Origin of the sequence: Thalassotalea sp. Sam97, from assembly GCF_041379765.1 — a bacterium.
GTDB lineage: Bacteria > Pseudomonadota > Gammaproteobacteria > Enterobacterales > Alteromonadaceae > Thalassotalea_A > Thalassotalea_A maritima.
Window position 1 is genome coordinate 612,118 of the sequence record NZ_CP166919.1, and the last position, 16,896, is coordinate 629,013.

17 protein-coding genes are annotated in these 16,896 nt (G+C 43.6%); 13 read left to right on the top strand and 4 right to left on the bottom strand.

The genetic code is table 11. The features are described from left to right. Positions 1-7: 7 nt before the first annotated feature. Positions 8-1,129: a PilT/PilU family type 4a pilus ATPase gene (locus ACAX20_RS02655; protein WP_371188367.1), complete on the top strand. Its 1,122-nt coding sequence runs from the start codon at positions 8-10 to the stop codon at positions 1,127-1,129. A 122-nt stretch (positions 1,130-1,251) separates the two neighbouring features. Here ACAX20_RS02655 and ACAX20_RS02660 read toward each other — a convergent pair whose 3' ends face one another. After that, a complete protein-coding gene (locus ACAX20_RS02660; protein WP_371188369.1) occupies positions 1,252-1,926 on the bottom strand; it encodes a 2OG-Fe(II) oxygenase in 675 nt (224 codons plus the stop codon). Positions 1,927-2,511: 585 nt separating this feature from the next. Between ACAX20_RS02660 and metK the strand changes: the two genes are divergently transcribed. The 4 genes from metK (at position 2,512) to ACAX20_RS02680 (ending at position 6,313) form a co-directional block, all read left to right on the top strand. Beyond that, positions 2,512-3,699 (top strand): methionine adenosyltransferase, encoded by a 1,188-nt coding sequence (metK, locus tag ACAX20_RS02665; protein ID WP_371188371.1) that lies wholly within the window; start codon positions 2,512-2,514, stop codon positions 3,697-3,699. Positions 3,700-3,857: 158 nt separating this feature from the next. Beyond that, entirely contained in the window at positions 3,858-4,586 is a 729-nt protein-coding gene (gene rsmE / locus ACAX20_RS02670) for a 16S rRNA (uracil(1498)-N(3))-methyltransferase (protein WP_371188373.1), read from the top strand. Between the two features lie 13 nt (positions 4,587-4,599). Continuing rightward, complete coding sequence (gene gshB / locus ACAX20_RS02675; RefSeq protein ID WP_371188375.1) at positions 4,600-5,553, top strand: glutathione synthase; 954 nt, start codon at positions 4,600-4,602, stop codon at positions 5,551-5,553. Between the two features lie 205 nt (positions 5,554-5,758). Further along, on the top strand, positions 5,759-6,313 hold the full coding sequence (locus tag ACAX20_RS02680; protein ID WP_371188377.1) for a YqgE/AlgH family protein: 555 nt from the start codon (positions 5,759-5,761) through the stop codon (positions 6,311-6,313). A 139-nt stretch (positions 6,314-6,452) separates the two neighbouring features. Here the strand turns inward: ACAX20_RS02680 and ACAX20_RS02685 are convergent, their stop codons facing one another. Together ACAX20_RS02685 and ygfZ are read right to left on the bottom strand one after the other, a co-directional pair. Continuing rightward, positions 6,453-6,944, bottom strand: coding sequence for a peptidylprolyl isomerase (locus ACAX20_RS02685; protein WP_371188379.1), 492 nt, complete (start codon positions 6,942-6,944; stop codon positions 6,453-6,455). A gap of 11 nt (positions 6,945-6,955) precedes the next feature. Further along, complete coding sequence (gene ygfZ / locus ACAX20_RS02690) at positions 6,956-7,933, bottom strand: tRNA-modifying protein YgfZ (protein WP_371188381.1); 978 nt, start codon at positions 7,931-7,933, stop codon at positions 6,956-6,958. A 221-nt stretch (positions 7,934-8,154) separates the two neighbouring features. On the opposite strand from ygfZ, the gene ACAX20_RS02695 reads away from it, so the two are divergent. Next, a complete protein-coding gene (locus tag ACAX20_RS02695) occupies positions 8,155-8,406 on the top strand; it encodes a succinate dehydrogenase assembly factor 2 (RefSeq protein ID WP_371188383.1) in 252 nt (83 codons plus the stop codon). 139 nt (positions 8,407-8,545) lie between these two features. Continuing rightward, positions 8,546-8,926, top strand: coding sequence for a hypothetical protein (locus ACAX20_RS02700; RefSeq protein ID WP_371188385.1), 381 nt, complete (start codon positions 8,546-8,548; stop codon positions 8,924-8,926). Between the two features lie 29 nt (positions 8,927-8,955). Here ACAX20_RS02700 and nadB read toward each other — a convergent pair whose 3' ends face one another. Then, entirely contained in the window at positions 8,956-10,557 is a 1,602-nt protein-coding gene (nadB, locus tag ACAX20_RS02705) for an L-aspartate oxidase (protein ID WP_371188387.1), read from the bottom strand. 280 nt (positions 10,558-10,837) lie between these two features. Between nadB and rpoE the strand changes: the two genes are divergently transcribed. From rpoE to lepB, 6 genes are all read left to right on the top strand, one after another. After that, the gene (rpoE, locus tag ACAX20_RS02710; RefSeq protein WP_371188389.1) at positions 10,838-11,416 is read left to right on the top strand and encodes an RNA polymerase sigma factor RpoE; all 579 of its coding nucleotides are present in this window, start codon (positions 10,838-10,840) and stop codon (positions 11,414-11,416) included. A gap of 197 nt (positions 11,417-11,613) precedes the next feature. Continuing rightward, entirely contained in the window at positions 11,614-12,216 is a 603-nt protein-coding gene (locus ACAX20_RS02715) for a sigma-E factor negative regulatory protein (RefSeq protein ID WP_371188391.1), read from the top strand. Positions 12,217-12,219: 3 nt separating this feature from the next. Beyond that, a complete protein-coding gene (locus tag ACAX20_RS02720; RefSeq protein ID WP_371188393.1) occupies positions 12,220-13,230 on the top strand; it encodes a MucB/RseB C-terminal domain-containing protein in 1,011 nt (336 codons plus the stop codon). A gap of 18 nt (positions 13,231-13,248) precedes the next feature. Continuing rightward, positions 13,249-13,746: a SoxR reducing system RseC family protein gene (locus ACAX20_RS02725; protein ID WP_371188395.1), complete on the top strand. Its 498-nt coding sequence runs from the start codon at positions 13,249-13,251 to the stop codon at positions 13,744-13,746. Between the two features lie 429 nt (positions 13,747-14,175). Next, the gene (gene lepA / locus ACAX20_RS02730; protein WP_371188397.1) at positions 14,176-15,966 is read left to right on the top strand and encodes a translation elongation factor 4; all 1,791 of its coding nucleotides are present in this window, start codon (positions 14,176-14,178) and stop codon (positions 15,964-15,966) included. Between the two features lie 7 nt (positions 15,967-15,973). Further along, positions 15,974-16,888, top strand: a complete 915-nt coding sequence (gene lepB / locus ACAX20_RS02735; RefSeq protein ID WP_371188399.1) for a signal peptidase I — start codon at positions 15,974-15,976, stop codon at positions 16,886-16,888. The last annotated feature ends 8 nt before the right edge of the window (positions 16,889-16,896 follow it).

A 16,896-nucleotide genomic window follows, 5' to 3' on the forward strand; every position in this document is an offset into this window, starting at 1 on the left:
TAGCACGATGTATTTACACACGTTACTCGAGTCGATGGTAAACCAAGATGGTTCGGATATGTTCATTACCGTGAATATGAATCCAAGTGCCAAAATCAATGGCGAGCTTACCGCTATTGATGACAAACCATTGAGCTTTGACGATGCCTTAGAGCTCGTCGAAAGCTCTATGAACGACAAGCAAAAAGACGAATTTCATACCAGCAAAGAATGTAACTATGCGATTGCTGTTGACGGTATTGGCCGGTTTCGTATTTCCGCATTTTGGCAACGAGAAATGCCAGGTATGGTGGTGCGTCGTATCGTCACTGATATTCCCGATGTTGATAAGCTAGGCTTGCCATCGGTACTCAAAGAATTGGTGATGTCAAAGCGTGGTTTAGTATTGTTTGTTGGTGGTACAGGTACCGGTAAATCAACGTCGATGGCATCACTGATTGGTTATCGTAATAACAATGCTCGAGGACATATATTAACCATTGAAGATCCAGTGGAATTTGTCCATGAGCACGGTAGTTCGATGATCACCCAACGTGAAGTTGGTATGGATACGGAGTCGTTTGAATCGGCTCTGAAAAGTTCACTCCGTCAAGCACCAGATGTGATTCTAATTGGTGAGATCCGCTCACAAGAAATCATGGAACATGCATTGAGCTTCGCTGAAACCGGACATTTGTGTATTGCGACCCTGCATGCCAACAACGCCAACCAAGCGATTGACCGTATCATGCACTTAGTGCCTGCTGAACAGCACCAAAAACTACAGTTTGATTTAGCACTTAACTTACGCGGTATTGTTGCTCAACAATTAGTACCAACCCGTGATGGTCAAGGACGCCGAGCGGCGATTGAGATTTTACTCAACTCGCCATACATTGCGGAGTTGATCAAAAAAGGGCATGTCGGTGAGATCAAAGAAGTGATGTCAAAATCACGCGAGCAAGGCATGCAAACTTTTGACCAAGCATTGTTTGACTTGTATGAGTCTGGTGATATTAGTTACGCTGATGCCTTGCATCATGCTGACTCGCCGAATGATTTACGCTTAATGATTAAGTTACGCACTAATGAATCGGGCGGTATGGGCGGCTTACGTGGTGTCACTTTAGATGGTGATGACGCGGAGTAATCTGTCGCTTTGAGTTGTTTCGAATAATAAAACGTGGCTACCGTTATGGTGCCACGTTTTTTTTAAGTTACTGAGCTCTGCTAACTTAGTTTTTAGCTAACTTGTTAACCTAGTCTTTTGGCTTAGCGCGGAGGATCTAATTTATTGTCTATCGATGTATTGACTCGGTACCAGCCGGCAATAGAATAGCGATCTCGATTTGCAGGCAATACTTCGTGCGGAAACTCTTCGCTCAAAAACACCACAATAGTTCCGTATAACGGGATAACTTTTATGCCTTGTTTGTCGTCATCATCTCGATAAAGAACTAACTCACCCTTATCGCTTGCTTGCCAGTGCGGATTTAAGTAGGTGACCATCGATAGCACACGATTGGTCTCACCCCGAAAGGCATCGTAGTGACGCTTATAGTAATCTCCTGGCGCATAGTGGGCGAAATGACTTTCAAATGAGAATAAGCCAAGGAACAGGCGGCGATTAAGGTAGCTTTGCAGCTCGGCAGCCCAATCTAACCATAATTTTCCGGCGTCAGATTCTCCGGTAATCCAGCATATTGCATCGGTACGAACAAACTCATTTTTCAGATAGTCCCGATTGCGACCGATGCCAGCATCGAGATACTTATGAACATGTAAGTTTTGTTGATAACAATATAAGGACTCAGCGATGTCTTCAGGTAATGCTGAGGGTTGAATGCTATAACCATGTTGCCAAATGTCATCAGCTATTTTAGCAAACAGCGCTTGCCAGTGATTATTGCCGTTTTTGGCATGATTCAAAGTGTGTAATGCGGCCAATATTATATTCCTAATATGCACATTGTTATTATTGATAAATACACATATAGCGACAATGGATCGCGCTAATTCATTGCCCCAGACACGCAAGTTAATCTGAGCTTTATCCTCAACATCTATAGTTTATGCATCAGTTTAAAGTGATGAGTAAACACGAGTAGGTATGAGGCAATTGCTAGGGTGGGCTGGGGTTAATCTTTAGTTTACAGGCAAATATTAAAAAGCGTTATTTATTCTGTCACTTACTTCGTTTTAGCGATCTATATAAAAATATAAAATATTACTGCCACAGGGAGAAGCAACAGGGCTAATTAAGGGGCACTAATAGTGCGAAAATTTAGGGGGGATATTTACCTTTATCGACCCGGTATGCTGCAACGACTGGTTTACTAAGAGCAAAAATTATCTGCTATCTTTCTTGGTTGTTTTGTTTTTAGACGTCTAGACGTAAAAGTGTAGATTTATTTTCAAATCCTGTGTAAAATTCACCGAAATTTACAATCTTGTCTATTATTTATTCACTTAATTGTTTTGCTGCTAATGACAGCAACCAGCTCGTGATAAATTAGTTTAAGTAGAGGCGTTATGGCTAAACATTATTTTACCTCTGAATCAGTTTCTGAAGGTCATCCGGATAAAATTGCCGATCAAATTTCTGATGCGGTGTTAGATGCGATTATTGCACAAGACAAACATTCACGTGTTGCGTGTGAAACCATGGTTAAAACCGGTGTTGCAATCATCTCTGGTGAGGTGACGACAGAAGCATGGGTTGACCTTGAAAAGATAACTCGTAAGGTTATTACCGATATTGGTTACACCTCGTCAGAAGTTGGCTTTGACGGTGAAACGTGTGGCATTATGAACCTTATTGGTCAGCAGTCACCTGAGATTGCCCAAGGTGTAGACCGTGCAAAACCTGAAGAGCAAGGTGCCGGTGACCAAGGTTTGATGTTTGGTTATGCAACAAACGAAACGCCATCATTAATGCCAGCTCCTTTGTACTACTCACACCGTTTGGTTGAGCGTCAAGCTGAAATGCGCAAATCTGGCGTATTACCATGGTTACGTCCTGATGCTAAATCACAAGTAACGTTTATTTATGAAGACAACAAACCAGTAGCAATCGATGCGGTTGTTTTGTCAACGCAACACGCTCCAGACATCAGCCAAGAAGATTTGTATGATGCGGTAATGGAAAACATTATCAAGCATACCTTACCAGCTGATTTGTTAACGGAAGATACCAAATACTTTATTAACCCAACCGGTCGTTTTGTTATTGGTGGACCGGTAGGTGATTGTGGTTTAACTGGTCGTAAGATCATCGTTGATACTTATGGTGGTATGGCACGTCACGGTGGCGGTGCGTTCAGTGGTAAAGATCCATCGAAAGTAGACCGCAGTGCAGCCTACGCAGGCCGTTATGTCGCGAAAAACATCGTTGCAGCGGGTCTTGCTGATCGTTGTGAAATTCAAGTGTCTTACGCGATTGGTGTTGCTGAGCCAACATCTATCTCTATCGAAACATTTGGCACGGGTAAGTTAGAAGAAGAGAAGTTGATCGCATTGGTACGTGAGCACTTCGATTTACGTCCTTACGGTATTACTAAAATGCTGGACTTGTTGCACCCAATGTACCAATTAACAGCAGCATATGGTCACTTTGGTCGTGAACCTTTTGAAATGACCGTGGGTGACGATACCTTTACTGCATTTAGCTGGGAAAAAACCGATAAAGCTGACGCTTTACGCGCTGCTGCTGGTTTATAATTACCGCTGAATTTATTAACGAAAAACCGGCATTTGCCGGTTTTTTTATGCCATTCAAACAGCATGCGCTTATTCTTTAAGCGAGCACCCTCATCGCTCTTGTTTTTTGTCACGACAAGCCCTATCTTGTATGCATAACTTGATTACCAGAAAAACGTGTGAGTAACGCAAGATTTTATCAGGCTGGCGATTATACGGTCGGCCAAACAATCACTTTATCCGATGATGTGTTTGGGCATGTTATTCGGGTTCTTCGCTTAAAACAAGGCGATACTATTTATCTTTTTAACGGCGATGGCCACGATTATCAAGCGACGCTGGTTGAGGTTAGCAAAAAACAGGCTGTGGCGGATATTACGCAAGCGATAGCTATTGATAATGAGTCACCACTGAGCATTCATTTAGGCCAAGGTATCTCTCGAGGCGATCGTATGGACTTTACTTTGCAAAAGTCGGTTGAGCTCGGTGTAACCAAAATTACCCCTTTGTTTACTGAGCGTTGTGGCGTCAAACTCAACGCTGAACGTCTTGAGAAAAAACGTCAACAGTGGCAAAAAATAGTGATCAGTGCTTGTGAGCAAAGTGGCCGAGCGGTGGTGCCTGAGGTAATGCCAGCGATATCGCTACAAGAATGGTTGGCGCAGCCGACTGCAAGTTTAAAGTTGAATCTTCATCCTAAAGCGCAATATTCAATTGGTAATTTACCGCATCAGGCAAGCGCCACGCGCTTGTTGATAGGCCCTGAAGGAGGTCTTTCCGATGATGAAATTAGCGAAGCAAACGACAGTGGCTTTGTTGATGTGCTATTAGGGCCGCGTGTACTGCGCACCGAAACCGCTGCTTTAGCAGCAATTACCGCCTTGCAGTGCAAGTTTGGCGATATGTAATAAAGGAAAATTTATGTCTTTACGTATTGGGGTCGTGATGGACCCAATTGAAAATATTAACGTTGCCAAGGATTCGTCATTAGCTATGATGCTCGAGGCACAAAAGCGCGGCCATCAATTGTTTTACATGAAAATGGAAGACTTGTACCTTGAGCAGGGAGAAGCTCGTGCTGAGGTTAGCAAGGTGACCGTTTATGATGACGAAAGCCATTGGTATGATATCGAATATAATGACGATATCGCTTTGCATGAGATGGACGCGATTTTAATGCGCAAAGATCCGCCATTTGATACCGAATATATTTATGCGACCTATATGCTGGAGCGGGCAGAAGAAAAAGGTACTTTGATTGTCAATAAGCCGCAAAGCTTGCGCGATTGTAATGAAAAATTATTTACCGCATGGTTTAGCCAGTTCACGCCAAAGACCATAGTGACCCGCAGTTCGACCCGTATTCGAGAATTCCATAAGCAGCACCAAGATGTGATCATTAAGCCGCTTGATGGCATGGGTGGTTCATCTATTTTCCGCATGGGCAAAGGTGAAGCGAATGTCGGAGTTATCATTGAAACCTTGACCAATCACGGTAGCATGTATGCCATGGTGCAAGAATACATGCCTGAGATTGTCGATGGCGACAAACGAATTCTGATTGTCAACGGCGAGCCTATGCCATATTGTTTGGCGCGAATCCCTGCGCAAGGTGAAACTCGTGGTAATTTAGCCGCTGGCGGTCGTGGTGAAGCGAGACCGTTATCGGCGGCAGATCGATTGGTCGCTGAAACCATTGGCCAAGAGTTGAAAAAGCGTGGTTTGTATTTTGTTGGTTTGGACATGATCGGTAATAAAGTAACCGAGATTAATGTCACCAGTCCTACCTGTATTCGCGAAATTGAAAAGGCTTATCCAATAAGCATTAGCGGTAAGCTATTCGATTGTATTGAAGAGCTCGTTAGCACACAGTAGTGGCGGCCTCACATCCATATCGCTATTTTCTGCGATAATCATCGATAAAAGGCAAGGGTTTATACTCTTGCCTTGCAAAATTGCCATTTTGCCCCCATGGTTAAGTAATGGCACGATAAGCATACTCATAACAACCTTTATCGGCATCACCCAGATAGACACAGACGTTTTATTTTTTTTGATGCACTAAATTTGAGGAGGGCTTATGGACAGCTTAGAAAACCATCTACTGATTGCTATGCCCAATATGCAAGATACCTATTTTCATAAAACGGTTACCTACATTTGTGAGCATAATGAACAGGGCGCGATGGGCTTGGTGGTTAACATTCCCGTTCGTATTACCTTGCATGAACTGCTGGGGCAAATTGATGCCGACAGTCGTATCACCGAATCTTTAACTCAGCGTGTTTTAGCTGGCGGTCCGGTATCGCCAGACCGTGGCTTTGTACTGCATAACACCCAGCCCGGGTGGACCAGTTCAATGGCGCTTAATTCGGAAATTATGATCACCACATCAAAAGATATTCTCGAGTCGTTAGGTACTGACAAAGCGCCACAGCAGTTTTTGGTTACCTTGGGTTATGCTGGGTGGGGACCAGGTCAACTTGAGCAAGAAATTAAAGACAACTCGTGGTTGATAACCCGCGCTGATAAACAGATCTTATTTGATACACCTGTCGAATTACGTTGGCAAAAAGCTGCGGAAAAATTGGGCATTGATTTAGGCCATCTATCAACCCAAGTAGGGCATGCGTAAGGCTAGATAAGCAGGACAATCTGAGGATAAATAATCCCGAGTCAGGGCTCGGGATTATTAAGGGCTAAGCCACAATCTCGATACGTTCTCGATACGTTGTTAACGGCTGATATTGAAGCCTAGTAGATCTACGAACAAGTTAGTCGTGGTGGTGACCACAACCACCTGCACCATGCACGTGACCGTGAGCTAACTCTTCGTCAGTAGCATCGCGAACTTCAATAATTTCAACATCAAACTTAAGATCAATACCGGCCAATGGGTGGTTACCATCAACGGTAATTTCATCATCTTCCATGCCAATAACGATAACGGTTTGCTCACCTTCATCGGTTTGTGCACGCAATTGCATACCCACGTCTAAATCTTCAATGGCTGAAAATAGTGCTTTTGGTACTGTTTGTACCAGACCATCGTGGCGCTGACCATAGGCATCATCGGCGCTCACGTCAACGATAAAGGTATCACCGACCTGTTTGTCATTCAGCTCATTTTCTAAACCAGGAATTAAAAAACCTGTACCTTGAATGAAACTTAGTGGTTGGTCATCGTAAGAGCTGTCGATGAGGTTTTCTTCACTGTCCATCACCGCGTAATGCATGACGACGACTTTGTTGTTTGCAATTTTCATAATGTTTCCAATTAGTGTTCATTCAAAGAATAAGGTAGAGGTGCTATTGTTAAGGTCACCTCAGGATTGTCTTTTAGACGCAGTACAGCATCATCAGGGGTATCACTTGCCAATACCGCTTGAATTTCTAACGCACCGCTATCGGCTTGGTAATGGGCAAGGATATTGCCACCACGGCGCCAATTATCACCCAGTTGTACTTCGATAAGGGTATCATTAGCAATAGTTAGCGCTAGCTCTGTCTGACCTTGTAAGCGAAATAAAGCACGTTTGTTTTTACCTAAATATTTCATCCGAGCAACCGTTTCTTGGCCCATGTAACAGCCTTTGCTGAAACTAATGCCATTAACGCACTGTAAATTAACCATCTGTGGCACGTACTCGCCAACCGCCGCTTCATTTAGATGCACAAAACCCGATTGAATTTCTAGTGCAGCCCACAGTTGGCCGTCAAATTTTGGTAGCTCAGACTGTGCTTGTAAATCGGCAATGGTTTGCTCTGTTGCGACAATTAAATAACGTGGCAGATCACCTGCTAAATAAATAATCGATGTTTGCTGGTGTTGCACAACAGGATTAAATGAGTCAGGCACTTTGCCAAATTGTTGTTCGATAAGCGCCACTCCTTGCTCGCCAACGAGCGTTAAAAACGCTAATTCGTCGCTTTGCTTGATGTCGACCTTAGCAAACACGCCATACTTTTGTAGTTGTGCCATAGATGCCGCGATGCTGGCTTTACTTTGAATAAGTAAGCGTTGGCCAAAGTGATTAATGACTCGAAATGCAGCAAACATTTTGCCTTTGGCGTCACAGTGGGCACCAACAAGCAAGCCTTTATCACTGAGTTTATTCATATCACAAGTGACTTGACCTTGTAGGTATGTGTCGGCTTCATCACCGGCAATGCTGATGGCAGAAATGTTATTACAGTCGATGGCAAAACTGTCAGGAAGCGAGCTTAAGTCAGGTCGCTGAGTTTGAAGATTCATAAGTTTTTACTATGGTTAGTTTATGCCTAATAGTAAGGAAGTTAAGTACATAACCACCACGCTATCCAGTGCATATGGGTATTTTGTTTAGCTGCAGTTAGTAATTGGGGCAAGAGGATTTAAAATCAAGCCACGGGTATCTTCAAGCCATAATTTTTGGTGGTGATTCCTTAGGGTTAGGGCTACAATAGCGGCAATTTTTACAGTGTCTCGGAAAATGTATGTCACTAGCAAACAATAAAGCCCGTTTACGTTGGGCCTGTCGTCGCGGTATGTTGGAACTAGATGTGTTGTTTCTACCGTTTGTTGATGAGGCTTGGGATAATTTGACTGACCAGCAAAAAGTAGACTTCGAGCGTTTACTTGAATGTGATGATCCAGAGCTTTTTGCTTGGTTTATGGGACATGAGGAATGCAAGGATGAAGCCCTCAACGCCATGGTACAACACATCCTCAACCGAGTTAAAGTATAAGCTCGTCTGCTGTCGTGCTGCGCGCTGCAATCTCCTAGCATGTTGCGCAGCTTTGACTTTCTATATCGTCATGGCGTCATATGCCATTGCTCTACATTTGTTTTCCAGTTTGTGGTTAGCCCTTTTCACTGTCGCAATCATGAGTCTATTGCTGTTTTTGGTGTTGGTGTTGCTACAACAACCGCTCCCCATGGGGAGCTATGTGTTAGACCAGCAAGGGTGTTTGACGATCAGTCCCTGGCATCATTATCAATTACTCACGGCTAGTCGAGTGTTACCTTTTGCTTTGTGTTTGGTGGTTAATGAACGCATAAAGTTTGTTGGCCCTAGAGAGCCAGAATCCGCGTCGTCAACCCCCAATGCAATGGTGTGGGGCGCAAAACAGCGTCGATATCAAACCATAAAAAAGCGCTATTTTTTGCTTAGCAAGACCGCGATGGCAACGCAAGACTATCGACGTTTAGCGCGTGTTATTGTTCGGTTATCCATGGCGCCAGATGATAAACTACGCCATGAATAAAACCTTGAGAGATTCAAAAGGAAGGGCTTTTAGTTGTTTGTGCTGTTAGGCGTTAGTACTGTTGGCCCTGACTGTGGCAGCTGCTCGGGGTAATCTAAGGTGTAGTGTAAACCTCGTGATTCTTTGCGTTGCATCGCCGAGAGAATGATAAGTTCTGCGACTTGCACTAAGTTACGTAACTCGAGCAAATTATTACTGACGCGAAAGTTTTTATAGTACTCTTGGATTTCTGTATTGAGTAAGTTAACGCGATTTAAGGCTCGCTCTAAGCGTTTTGTGGTGCGCACAATACCAACGTAATCCCACATAAACAAACGCAGTTCATGCCAGTTATGTTGAATCACGACTTCTTCATCGGAGTTTGTCACACGGCTTTCATCCCATGCTGGAATTTGTACAATTTTCGCTTTGTCCGATAGCTTCTGTTGAATATCTTGGGCAGCACTGCGAGCAAAAACGATACACTCAAGCAACGAGTTACTGGCCATGCGGTTAGCACCATGCAAACCGGTATAGGAGACTTCACCTATGGCATATAAATTGGCAACGTCGGTTTGACCAAACTTGTCAGTCATTACGCCACCACAAGTGTAATGTGCCGCAGGTACCACGGGTAATGGCTGTTTCGTCATATCAAAACCAAGCTCGCTGGTACGCTGATAAATGGTAGGGAAGTGTGACTTGATAAATGCCGGCTCTTTATGGCTGATATCAAGATACATGCAATCGGCACCTAAGCGTTTCATTTCATAGTCAATTGCTCGAGCAACCACATCGCGCGGTGCGAGTTCGGCACGGTCATCAAACTCAGGCATAAACCGGCTACCATCAGGGCGACGTAAAATGGCCCCTTCACCTCGTAATGCCTCGGTAAGTAAGAAAGTCCCCGCTTGTGGGTGATATAAGCAAGTGGGATGAAATTGATTGAACTCCATATTTGCTACCCGACAACCCGCTCGCCACGCCATGGCAATACCATCACCGCTGGCAATGTCAGGATTAGAGGTGTATTGATACACCTTTGACGCACCGCCGGTTGCTAAAATGGTTTGTTGTGCATATATCGCCTCAACCTTTTCTGCATTGCGATTCCAAGCATAAGCACCAATGCATTGATTTTTACCGTCAACCTGTTGCTTAACCAAATCAACGGCATTAAAACGTTCAAACACACGAATGCGAGAGTGATTTTTTACTTGTTCGCCAAGGGTGAGCTGAATCGTTTTACCGGTTGCATCCGCAGCGTGCAGAATACGGCGATGGCTATGGCCGCCTTCACGGGTTAAATGATATTCTGGTTTACCATCGGCATTGATTTGTTGATCAAAGTCTACGCCCTGATCAATCAACCATTGCATTGAGTCACGGGCATTCTCAGCGGTAAAGGTAACAATGTCTTCATCACAAATGCCATTACCTGCAATAAGAGTATCTTGGACATGGGATTCTATCGAGTCGTTTTCGTCAAATACAGCGGCAATGCCACCTTGAGCATATAGTGTTGAGCCCTCATTAATAGGGCCTTTGCTGAGTAATATGACGTCGGCATTAGCGGCGAGTTTGAGTGCGAGGGTCATGCCTGCAGCGCCGCTGCCTATAATTAACACGTCGCAATTATGTTGCTGTTTCATAAACGGATGTTGTGCTTATATCACTTGTTATGTTAACAATTTTAACTTAATTTAAGCGCAAGTAATAACTCAAATTGTCTTCAAAACAACGATTTTCATTATTTACAGAGTAAAAAAATAAAAACAGCGCGAACTTTTTGGCAAATGCCCAGTCCTAAAGGTTGTGTTTGTTAGGAGCCATATTTCCCTACAATTTGCTAAGCAAATACAGGGGGATAAAGCAGTATCTTGGTCAGATGTGCATTCCCTGACTAATGACAGTAAAGGAGAAATGGCTCGGATGAGCAAACAAAATGTTGACCAGATGTTGGTACAGCAAGTACAGCAAGGGGATAAAAATGCCTACAATGTACTTGTGCAAAAATATCAACAGAAAGTAATGAATCTGGTTTCAAGGTATGTGAAAAACCAAGCAGATGTAGCAGACGTTACACAAGAAGCTTTCATCAAGGCGTATCGAGCCTTAGCCAATTTCCGGGGTGAAAGTGCATTTTATACTTGGTTATATAGAATCGCGGTTAATACTGCAAAGAATCATTTAATGGCAAACTCGCGCAAGCCCCCAGGTAGCGATGTTGAGGTAGAAGAAGCAGAATTTTACGATAGTGGTGATGCATTGCGAGAGAATGCCTCACCTGAGCGAATGTTATTGACGGAAGAGATCCGCTCAATGATATTCAACACCATTGAGCAATTGCCAGAGGAATTACGAGTGGCAATTAATTTACGCGAGCTTGATGGATTAAGTTATGAAGAAATTGCACAAGTAATGGATTGTCCTGTTGGCACCGTGCGTTCGAGAATATTTCGTGCGCGTGATGCGATAGATAAGAAAATCAAACCATTACTACAACGTTAATTGCGATATGCGATAATAACGAATAGTAGCAAGAATTGAATGTAACATTACCCGTGTAATATTAACTACGGTGATATCTTTTAAGTAGGGTGTCTTGAACCGCAGTTATCAGCGACGTAGTGTGAGTAATAGCAATGGTTGCTGCCTTTTGCAACAGAGTGTTGAGGCGTTAAGCGACAATATTTATGAGTATGGGTATGAGTGAAAATAAGTTCGAGTCGGTATCGGCAGTGGTTGATGGTCAAGATACTGATTCACAAACTCTTGAGCAGTTAAAGCACGATGATAACTATGCCAACACCTTTGGTCGATATCAGCTAATTGGCGATGTACTGCGAGGAGATTGCAGCCAGTATTTGGCACCAAATCTAGCCGCTGATATAGCATCGGCTATCGCTGCTGAGCCAACTGTGCTAGCGCCCGTGCAACGTCCAAGTGTTGGGCAACGTTTGAAAGCCAAAGTGATTCAGCTTGCTCGTCCTGCAGGACAAATGGCCATTGCAGCAAGTGCCGCAGGATTGATGGTACTTGGTGTGCAACATGCCAACCAAACCGATGAACAACCTATTGCGCCGGTACAAGTATGGCAACCTCAGTATTCCGCGGGGGTGGCCGACCCAGTGAGTTATAACTATTCAACCTATAGCGTTGATCAGCAGCGCCAACAAGCCATTCAACATCATAAAAAATTACAGTCTTTGCTCAATGATCATCAAGCGCAAATTAAATTACAGCAACGTGAAGAATTGAACAATCAGCAACCGCGACAAACCGAACAACCAGAGGGCGTCGAAAAGTAGTTTATGAAATCTGTTTATTTGTTTTTGCTGGCGGCGATATCTATCGCCCCTGCAGTTGCCCAGCAAGCCGTAAATGACGCGCCTGTAGAAACCCCGTCTAACTCATCTGAAGTCTTAGTATCGTCGCCTAATCAAACATTGAACGCAGAGCAATGGATGCAGCGGTTAAGCAATGCGATGCGCACCTTAAGCTTTGATACATCGTTTGTCGTTGTACGAAACAACCGAGCTGAACCTTATCGTTGGCTACATGGCGTGCAAGGTGAACAGCAAATAGAGTTTCTTACCTTGCTTAATGGTGCTCGCAGTGAATCGGTACGCCTTAACTCGACGGTGAGTTATTTTGAGTCCGATAAACCTCCCTATTCTGTACGTAGTCGCACTATCCGTGGCCCAGTACCCGCAGCGCTGTTTACCGATGTCGACAAGTTACAGCAAACCTATCATTTTATTTTAGGCGGTAAGAGTCGTGTTCTTGGTCGCCAAGCACAACTGATCCGCTTGGAAAGTAAAGATAAAAACCGTTATGGCTATTGGTTCTGGCTCGATATTGAAACTGGCTTGATGTTGCGCGGTGCGATTGTCTCAAAAGAGGGCGAAATCCTTGAACAAATCCAGTTTACCCATTTGCAGTTAAGATCTGACGCATCAGAGCTATTTTCACAAGTGGCAGACATTAATTTACCTGAGGTAGTTACCAGTAACGCGCTTGAGGTCACTTTACCTTGGTCGGTAACCTATTTGCCACGTGGTTTTGAGCAAGTGAGTTCAGCCGTCCGTTATATACCCAATGTCGGTAATCAGGTACAATCTAAGATGTTCAGCGATGGACTGATTGATGTTTCTGTGTATGTTGAAGCAAGTGAACAACCTGCCCGACAAACAACGCTCAATCAAACGGGCGCAACCGTGTTACTTACTATGTTACGCGACGGACATGAAATTACTGTCATAGGTAAAGTTCCAGCGAAAACCGCAGCCCATATCGCTGATTCGATAGTCTTTAACGAATAACACGAGTATTGAGTACACATGTTGGTAGAAGAAATCGCAACAGTCGTCCATGTTGATGGAGCCTTAGCGGACGTAGAAAGTCTGGTAAAATCATCCTGTCATGGCTGTAAGCAGCAAGATAGTTGCGGTAGTGGCCAAGTCGCTAAGGCATTCCCATCTCGTCGCCTACAATTGCGAGTAACTCATCATTATAATGATTTAAGGGTTGGCGAGGAAGTTGTGGTTGGCCTGCAACAAAATTCATTATTATCATCCGCTGCCATCGTCTATCTATTGCCATTGTTGTTTATTATTGTTGCTGGCGGATTTGCTCAGTCGTTAATGGTTGAACAATGGCAAATGGCCGAACCTTGGGCGTTACTGGTTACCGCCATCAGTGGTGTTTGTGGTTGGCTGCTAGCTCGTTACCATCAACAACAACACTTGGTTAAGCAAGGCTTACAAGCGCGTATTGTGCGTCGTTGTAGCCAAGCTGTTGTCGTCGAACCGTACAGAAATATTGACTTAATCAATTAGCGTAAATAGCTGTCTGATAAATCACCGTCTCAACATCATGTCTTAATTTAAGTGAATCGGTTGCCAGATTTAGACTGGCTTTTAAGAGGGTCTAAACAGGCTAACCGATCTTTTAGTTACGTTTGTTTACTGTAGCTTCTTTAGTTGCAAGAGCTGCATCGGTGTAAAGGTTTGTAGCAGACAATTGCCCGCACTCTATTTCTTTTGTGATATAGGCACTTGATATTTTTGTAATGTTCAAGTGTGCAAATGAAACTTTAATTAGCGCCATGGGCCTAATTAATGTAAAATTCGCGCAACAGTTTAATTTAAACTGGCTAAGGCTGTGAGCGCAATATGCTCGGCTGGTAAACCGCTTTGTCTTTTGGTTTGTCACATGCCTCTCTAAATCCATAAGCTTAGCCGGTTGCTTTTTCAAAAGTTATATAGATGAAGAACATACGCAACTTTTCAATTATTGCCCACATTGACCACGGTAAGTCGACGCTGTCAGATCGACTAATTCAACACTGTGGTGGTTTATCTGATCGCGAGATGGCAGCGCAAGTTCTTGACTCCATGGACTTAGAGCGTGAGCGCGGTATTACCATTAAAGCGCAAAGTGTTACCTTAGATTATACAGCCAAAGATGGTGAAACATACCAGCTTAACTTTATCGACACCCCAGGTCACGTTGACTTTTCTTATGAAGTTTCTCGTTCGCTAGCAGCATGTGAAGGTGCGTTATTGGTTGTTGATGCAGGCCAAGGTGTCGAGGCACAAACACTAGCGAACTGCTATACCGCTATTGAAATGGATTTGGAAGTGGTGCCAATTTTAAATAAAATTGACTTACCACAGGCTGATCCTGATCGTGTATCAGAAGAAATCGAAGACATCATTGGTATCGACGCAACAGACGCGGTGCGTTGCAGTGCAAAAACAGGTATTGGCATTGAAGATGTACTAGAAAGTATTGTTGCTAATGTACCACCACCAGTTGGTGAACCAGAAGAAAAACTGCAGGCACTTATCATCGACTCTTGGTTCGATAATTACCAAGGTGTTGTGTCGTTAGTGCGTATTGTTAATGGTCAGCTGAAAAAAGGCGACAAGATGACCGTGATGTCGACAGGCCAGAGCCACATTGTCGACAAAGTCGGTATTTTTACACCAAAACAAACCGACACAGGCGTGCTAAAAACGGGTGAAGTGGGTTTTGTTATCGCCGGTATTAAAGACATTCACGGTGCACCAGTGGGTGATACCTTAACCTTAACGCGCGATCCTGCTGATAAGCAACTACCGGGTTTCCAAAAAGTAAAACCTCAGGTATATGCGGGTATTTTCCCTATAAGCTCAGATGACTTTGAAAACTTCCGTGATGCGTTAGGTAAGTTAAGCTTGAATGATGCATCGTTATTCTATGAACCAGAGAGTTCAGGTGCATTAGGTTTTGGTTTCCGTTGTGGCTTTCTTGGTATGCTGCACATGGAAATTATTCAAGAGCGTTTAGCTCGTGAATATGATCTTGATTTGATTACAACGGCACCAACGGTAAACTACGAAGTATTAAAGACTGACGGTACTGTCGTAACCATTGATAATCCAGGTGACTTACCAGCGGTTAATAATATCAGTGAAATTCGTGAGCCTATTGTTGAGGCCAATATTCTCGTGCCACAAGAACATTTAGGTAACGTCATTACCTTATGTATAGAAAAACGTGGTGTGCAGAAAAACCTGACTTACCATGGTAATCAAGTCGCGGTGAAATATGAGCTGCCGATGGCTGAAGTGGTGATGGATTTCTTTGATAAGTTAAAATCAACCAGTCGTGGTTATGCATCACTTGATTATAACTTTGTTCGTTTCCAAGCATCGGACATGGTTCGCTGTGATATCTTAATTAATGGCGATCGCGTTGATGCGTTAGCGATGATAACTCACCGCACTAATTCAGTAAGCCGAGGTCGCGAGCTGGTTGAAAAACTGCGTGAGTTAATCCACCGCCAAATGTTCGATATTGCTATTCAAGCAGCGATCGGTAACAACATCATTGCTCGTACGACAGTGAAACAGTTACGTAAGAACGTTATTGCTAAATGTTACGGTGGTGACGTGTCTCGTAAGAAAAAACTATTACAAAAACAAAAAGAAGGTAAAAAACGCATGAAGCAAGTTGGTAATGTTGAAGTACCACAGGAAGCGTTCTTAGCCGTTCTAAAATTAGGGAAATAAATAAAACATGGCAGCGTATTTTTCAATATTACTGGTCGTTGTGACTTTCATTACCGGTGTGGTTTATTTTGTCGATAGATTTGTCTATTTACCAAAGCGTAAAGCCGCGCTACAAGCAACACAGGAAAAGTGCGCGCAGCCACTTGATGACGCTGCCGTGGAAAAAATCATGACACCTAATGCGTTGGTGGATACATCGGTACAAATATTTCCGGTGATCGCTTTCATTATGGTGTTAAGGTCGTTTTTGTGGGAACCGTTTCAAATTCCGTCGGGCTCAATGATGCCAACGTTGTTTGATGGCGATTTCATTTTAGTTAATAAGCACAACTATGGTTTACGCGATCCAATTGCTCGCCATAAGTTTGTCGATATCGGTGCTCCTGAACGTGGCGATATCATCGTCTTTAAATATCCTTTACAACCGAACGTTGATTACATCAAACGTGTCGTAGGGTTACCAGGCGATCGCATTGTTTATAAAGACAAGTATGTCTATGTGCAGCCAAAATGTGACAGCCAACCGTGCCCTAAATTGGAAAAAATTGCCGTTGAATTCAAGCAAAGTGGCGAGTTTTTCCAACAAGGCATTCCTTTATCACGTTATCAATCACAAACCGGTGAAAAGAACCACGATATCTTAGTCAATAATGCAACACCACAACAAACCAATCGTTTTTACACACAGGCTGGTATGCGCCGTGGCGAATGGTTAGTGCCTGAAGGTGAGTACTTTGTTATGGGCGATAATCGCGATAATTCGCTTGATGGTCGCTTTTGGGGATTTGTACCTGAGGAAAACTTAGTCGGTGAGGCTGTGGCTATATGGATGAGCTTCGACTTTGAACGTGATGAAAGCGACTTTTTACCAACGTGGGTACCATCAGGTGTCCGTTTAAACCGTATTGGCGGAATCGAATAGTTTGAATA

Coding starts and splice junctions, on each gene's coding strand:
- ACAX20_RS02655 (WP_371188367.1), top strand. CDS start 8: ATGTATTTACACACGTTACTCGAGTCGATGGTAAACCAAGATGGTTCG.
- metK (WP_371188371.1), top strand. CDS start 2,512: ATGGCTAAACATTATTTTACCTCTGAATCAGTTTCTGAAGGTCATCCG.
- gshB (WP_371188375.1), top strand. CDS start 4,600: ATGTCTTTACGTATTGGGGTCGTGATGGACCCAATTGAAAATATTAAC.
- ACAX20_RS02680 (WP_371188377.1), top strand. CDS start 5,759: ATGGACAGCTTAGAAAACCATCTACTGATTGCTATGCCCAATATGCAA.
- ACAX20_RS02685 (WP_371188379.1), bottom strand. CDS start 6,944: ATGAAAATTGCAAACAACAAAGTCGTCGTCATGCATTACGCGGTGATG.
- ygfZ (WP_371188381.1), bottom strand. CDS start 7,933: ATGAATCTTCAAACTCAGCGACCTGACTTAAGCTCGCTTCCTGACAGT.
- ACAX20_RS02695 (WP_371188383.1), top strand. CDS start 8,155: ATGTCACTAGCAAACAATAAAGCCCGTTTACGTTGGGCCTGTCGTCGC.
- ACAX20_RS02700 (WP_371188385.1), top strand. CDS start 8,546: ATGAGTCTATTGCTGTTTTTGGTGTTGGTGTTGCTACAACAACCGCTC.
- nadB (WP_371188387.1), bottom strand. CDS start 10,557: ATGAAACAGCAACATAATTGCGACGTGTTAATTATAGGCAGCGGCGCT.
- rpoE (WP_371188389.1), top strand. CDS start 10,838: ATGAGCAAACAAAATGTTGACCAGATGTTGGTACAGCAAGTACAGCAA.
- ACAX20_RS02715 (WP_371188391.1), top strand. CDS start 11,614: ATGAGTGAAAATAAGTTCGAGTCGGTATCGGCAGTGGTTGATGGTCAA.
- ACAX20_RS02720 (WP_371188393.1), top strand. CDS start 12,220: ATGAAATCTGTTTATTTGTTTTTGCTGGCGGCGATATCTATCGCCCCT.
- ACAX20_RS02725 (WP_371188395.1), top strand. CDS start 13,249: ATGTTGGTAGAAGAAATCGCAACAGTCGTCCATGTTGATGGAGCCTTA.
- lepA (WP_371188397.1), top strand. CDS start 14,176: ATGAAGAACATACGCAACTTTTCAATTATTGCCCACATTGACCACGGT.
- lepB (WP_371188399.1), top strand. CDS start 15,974: ATGGCAGCGTATTTTTCAATATTACTGGTCGTTGTGACTTTCATTACC.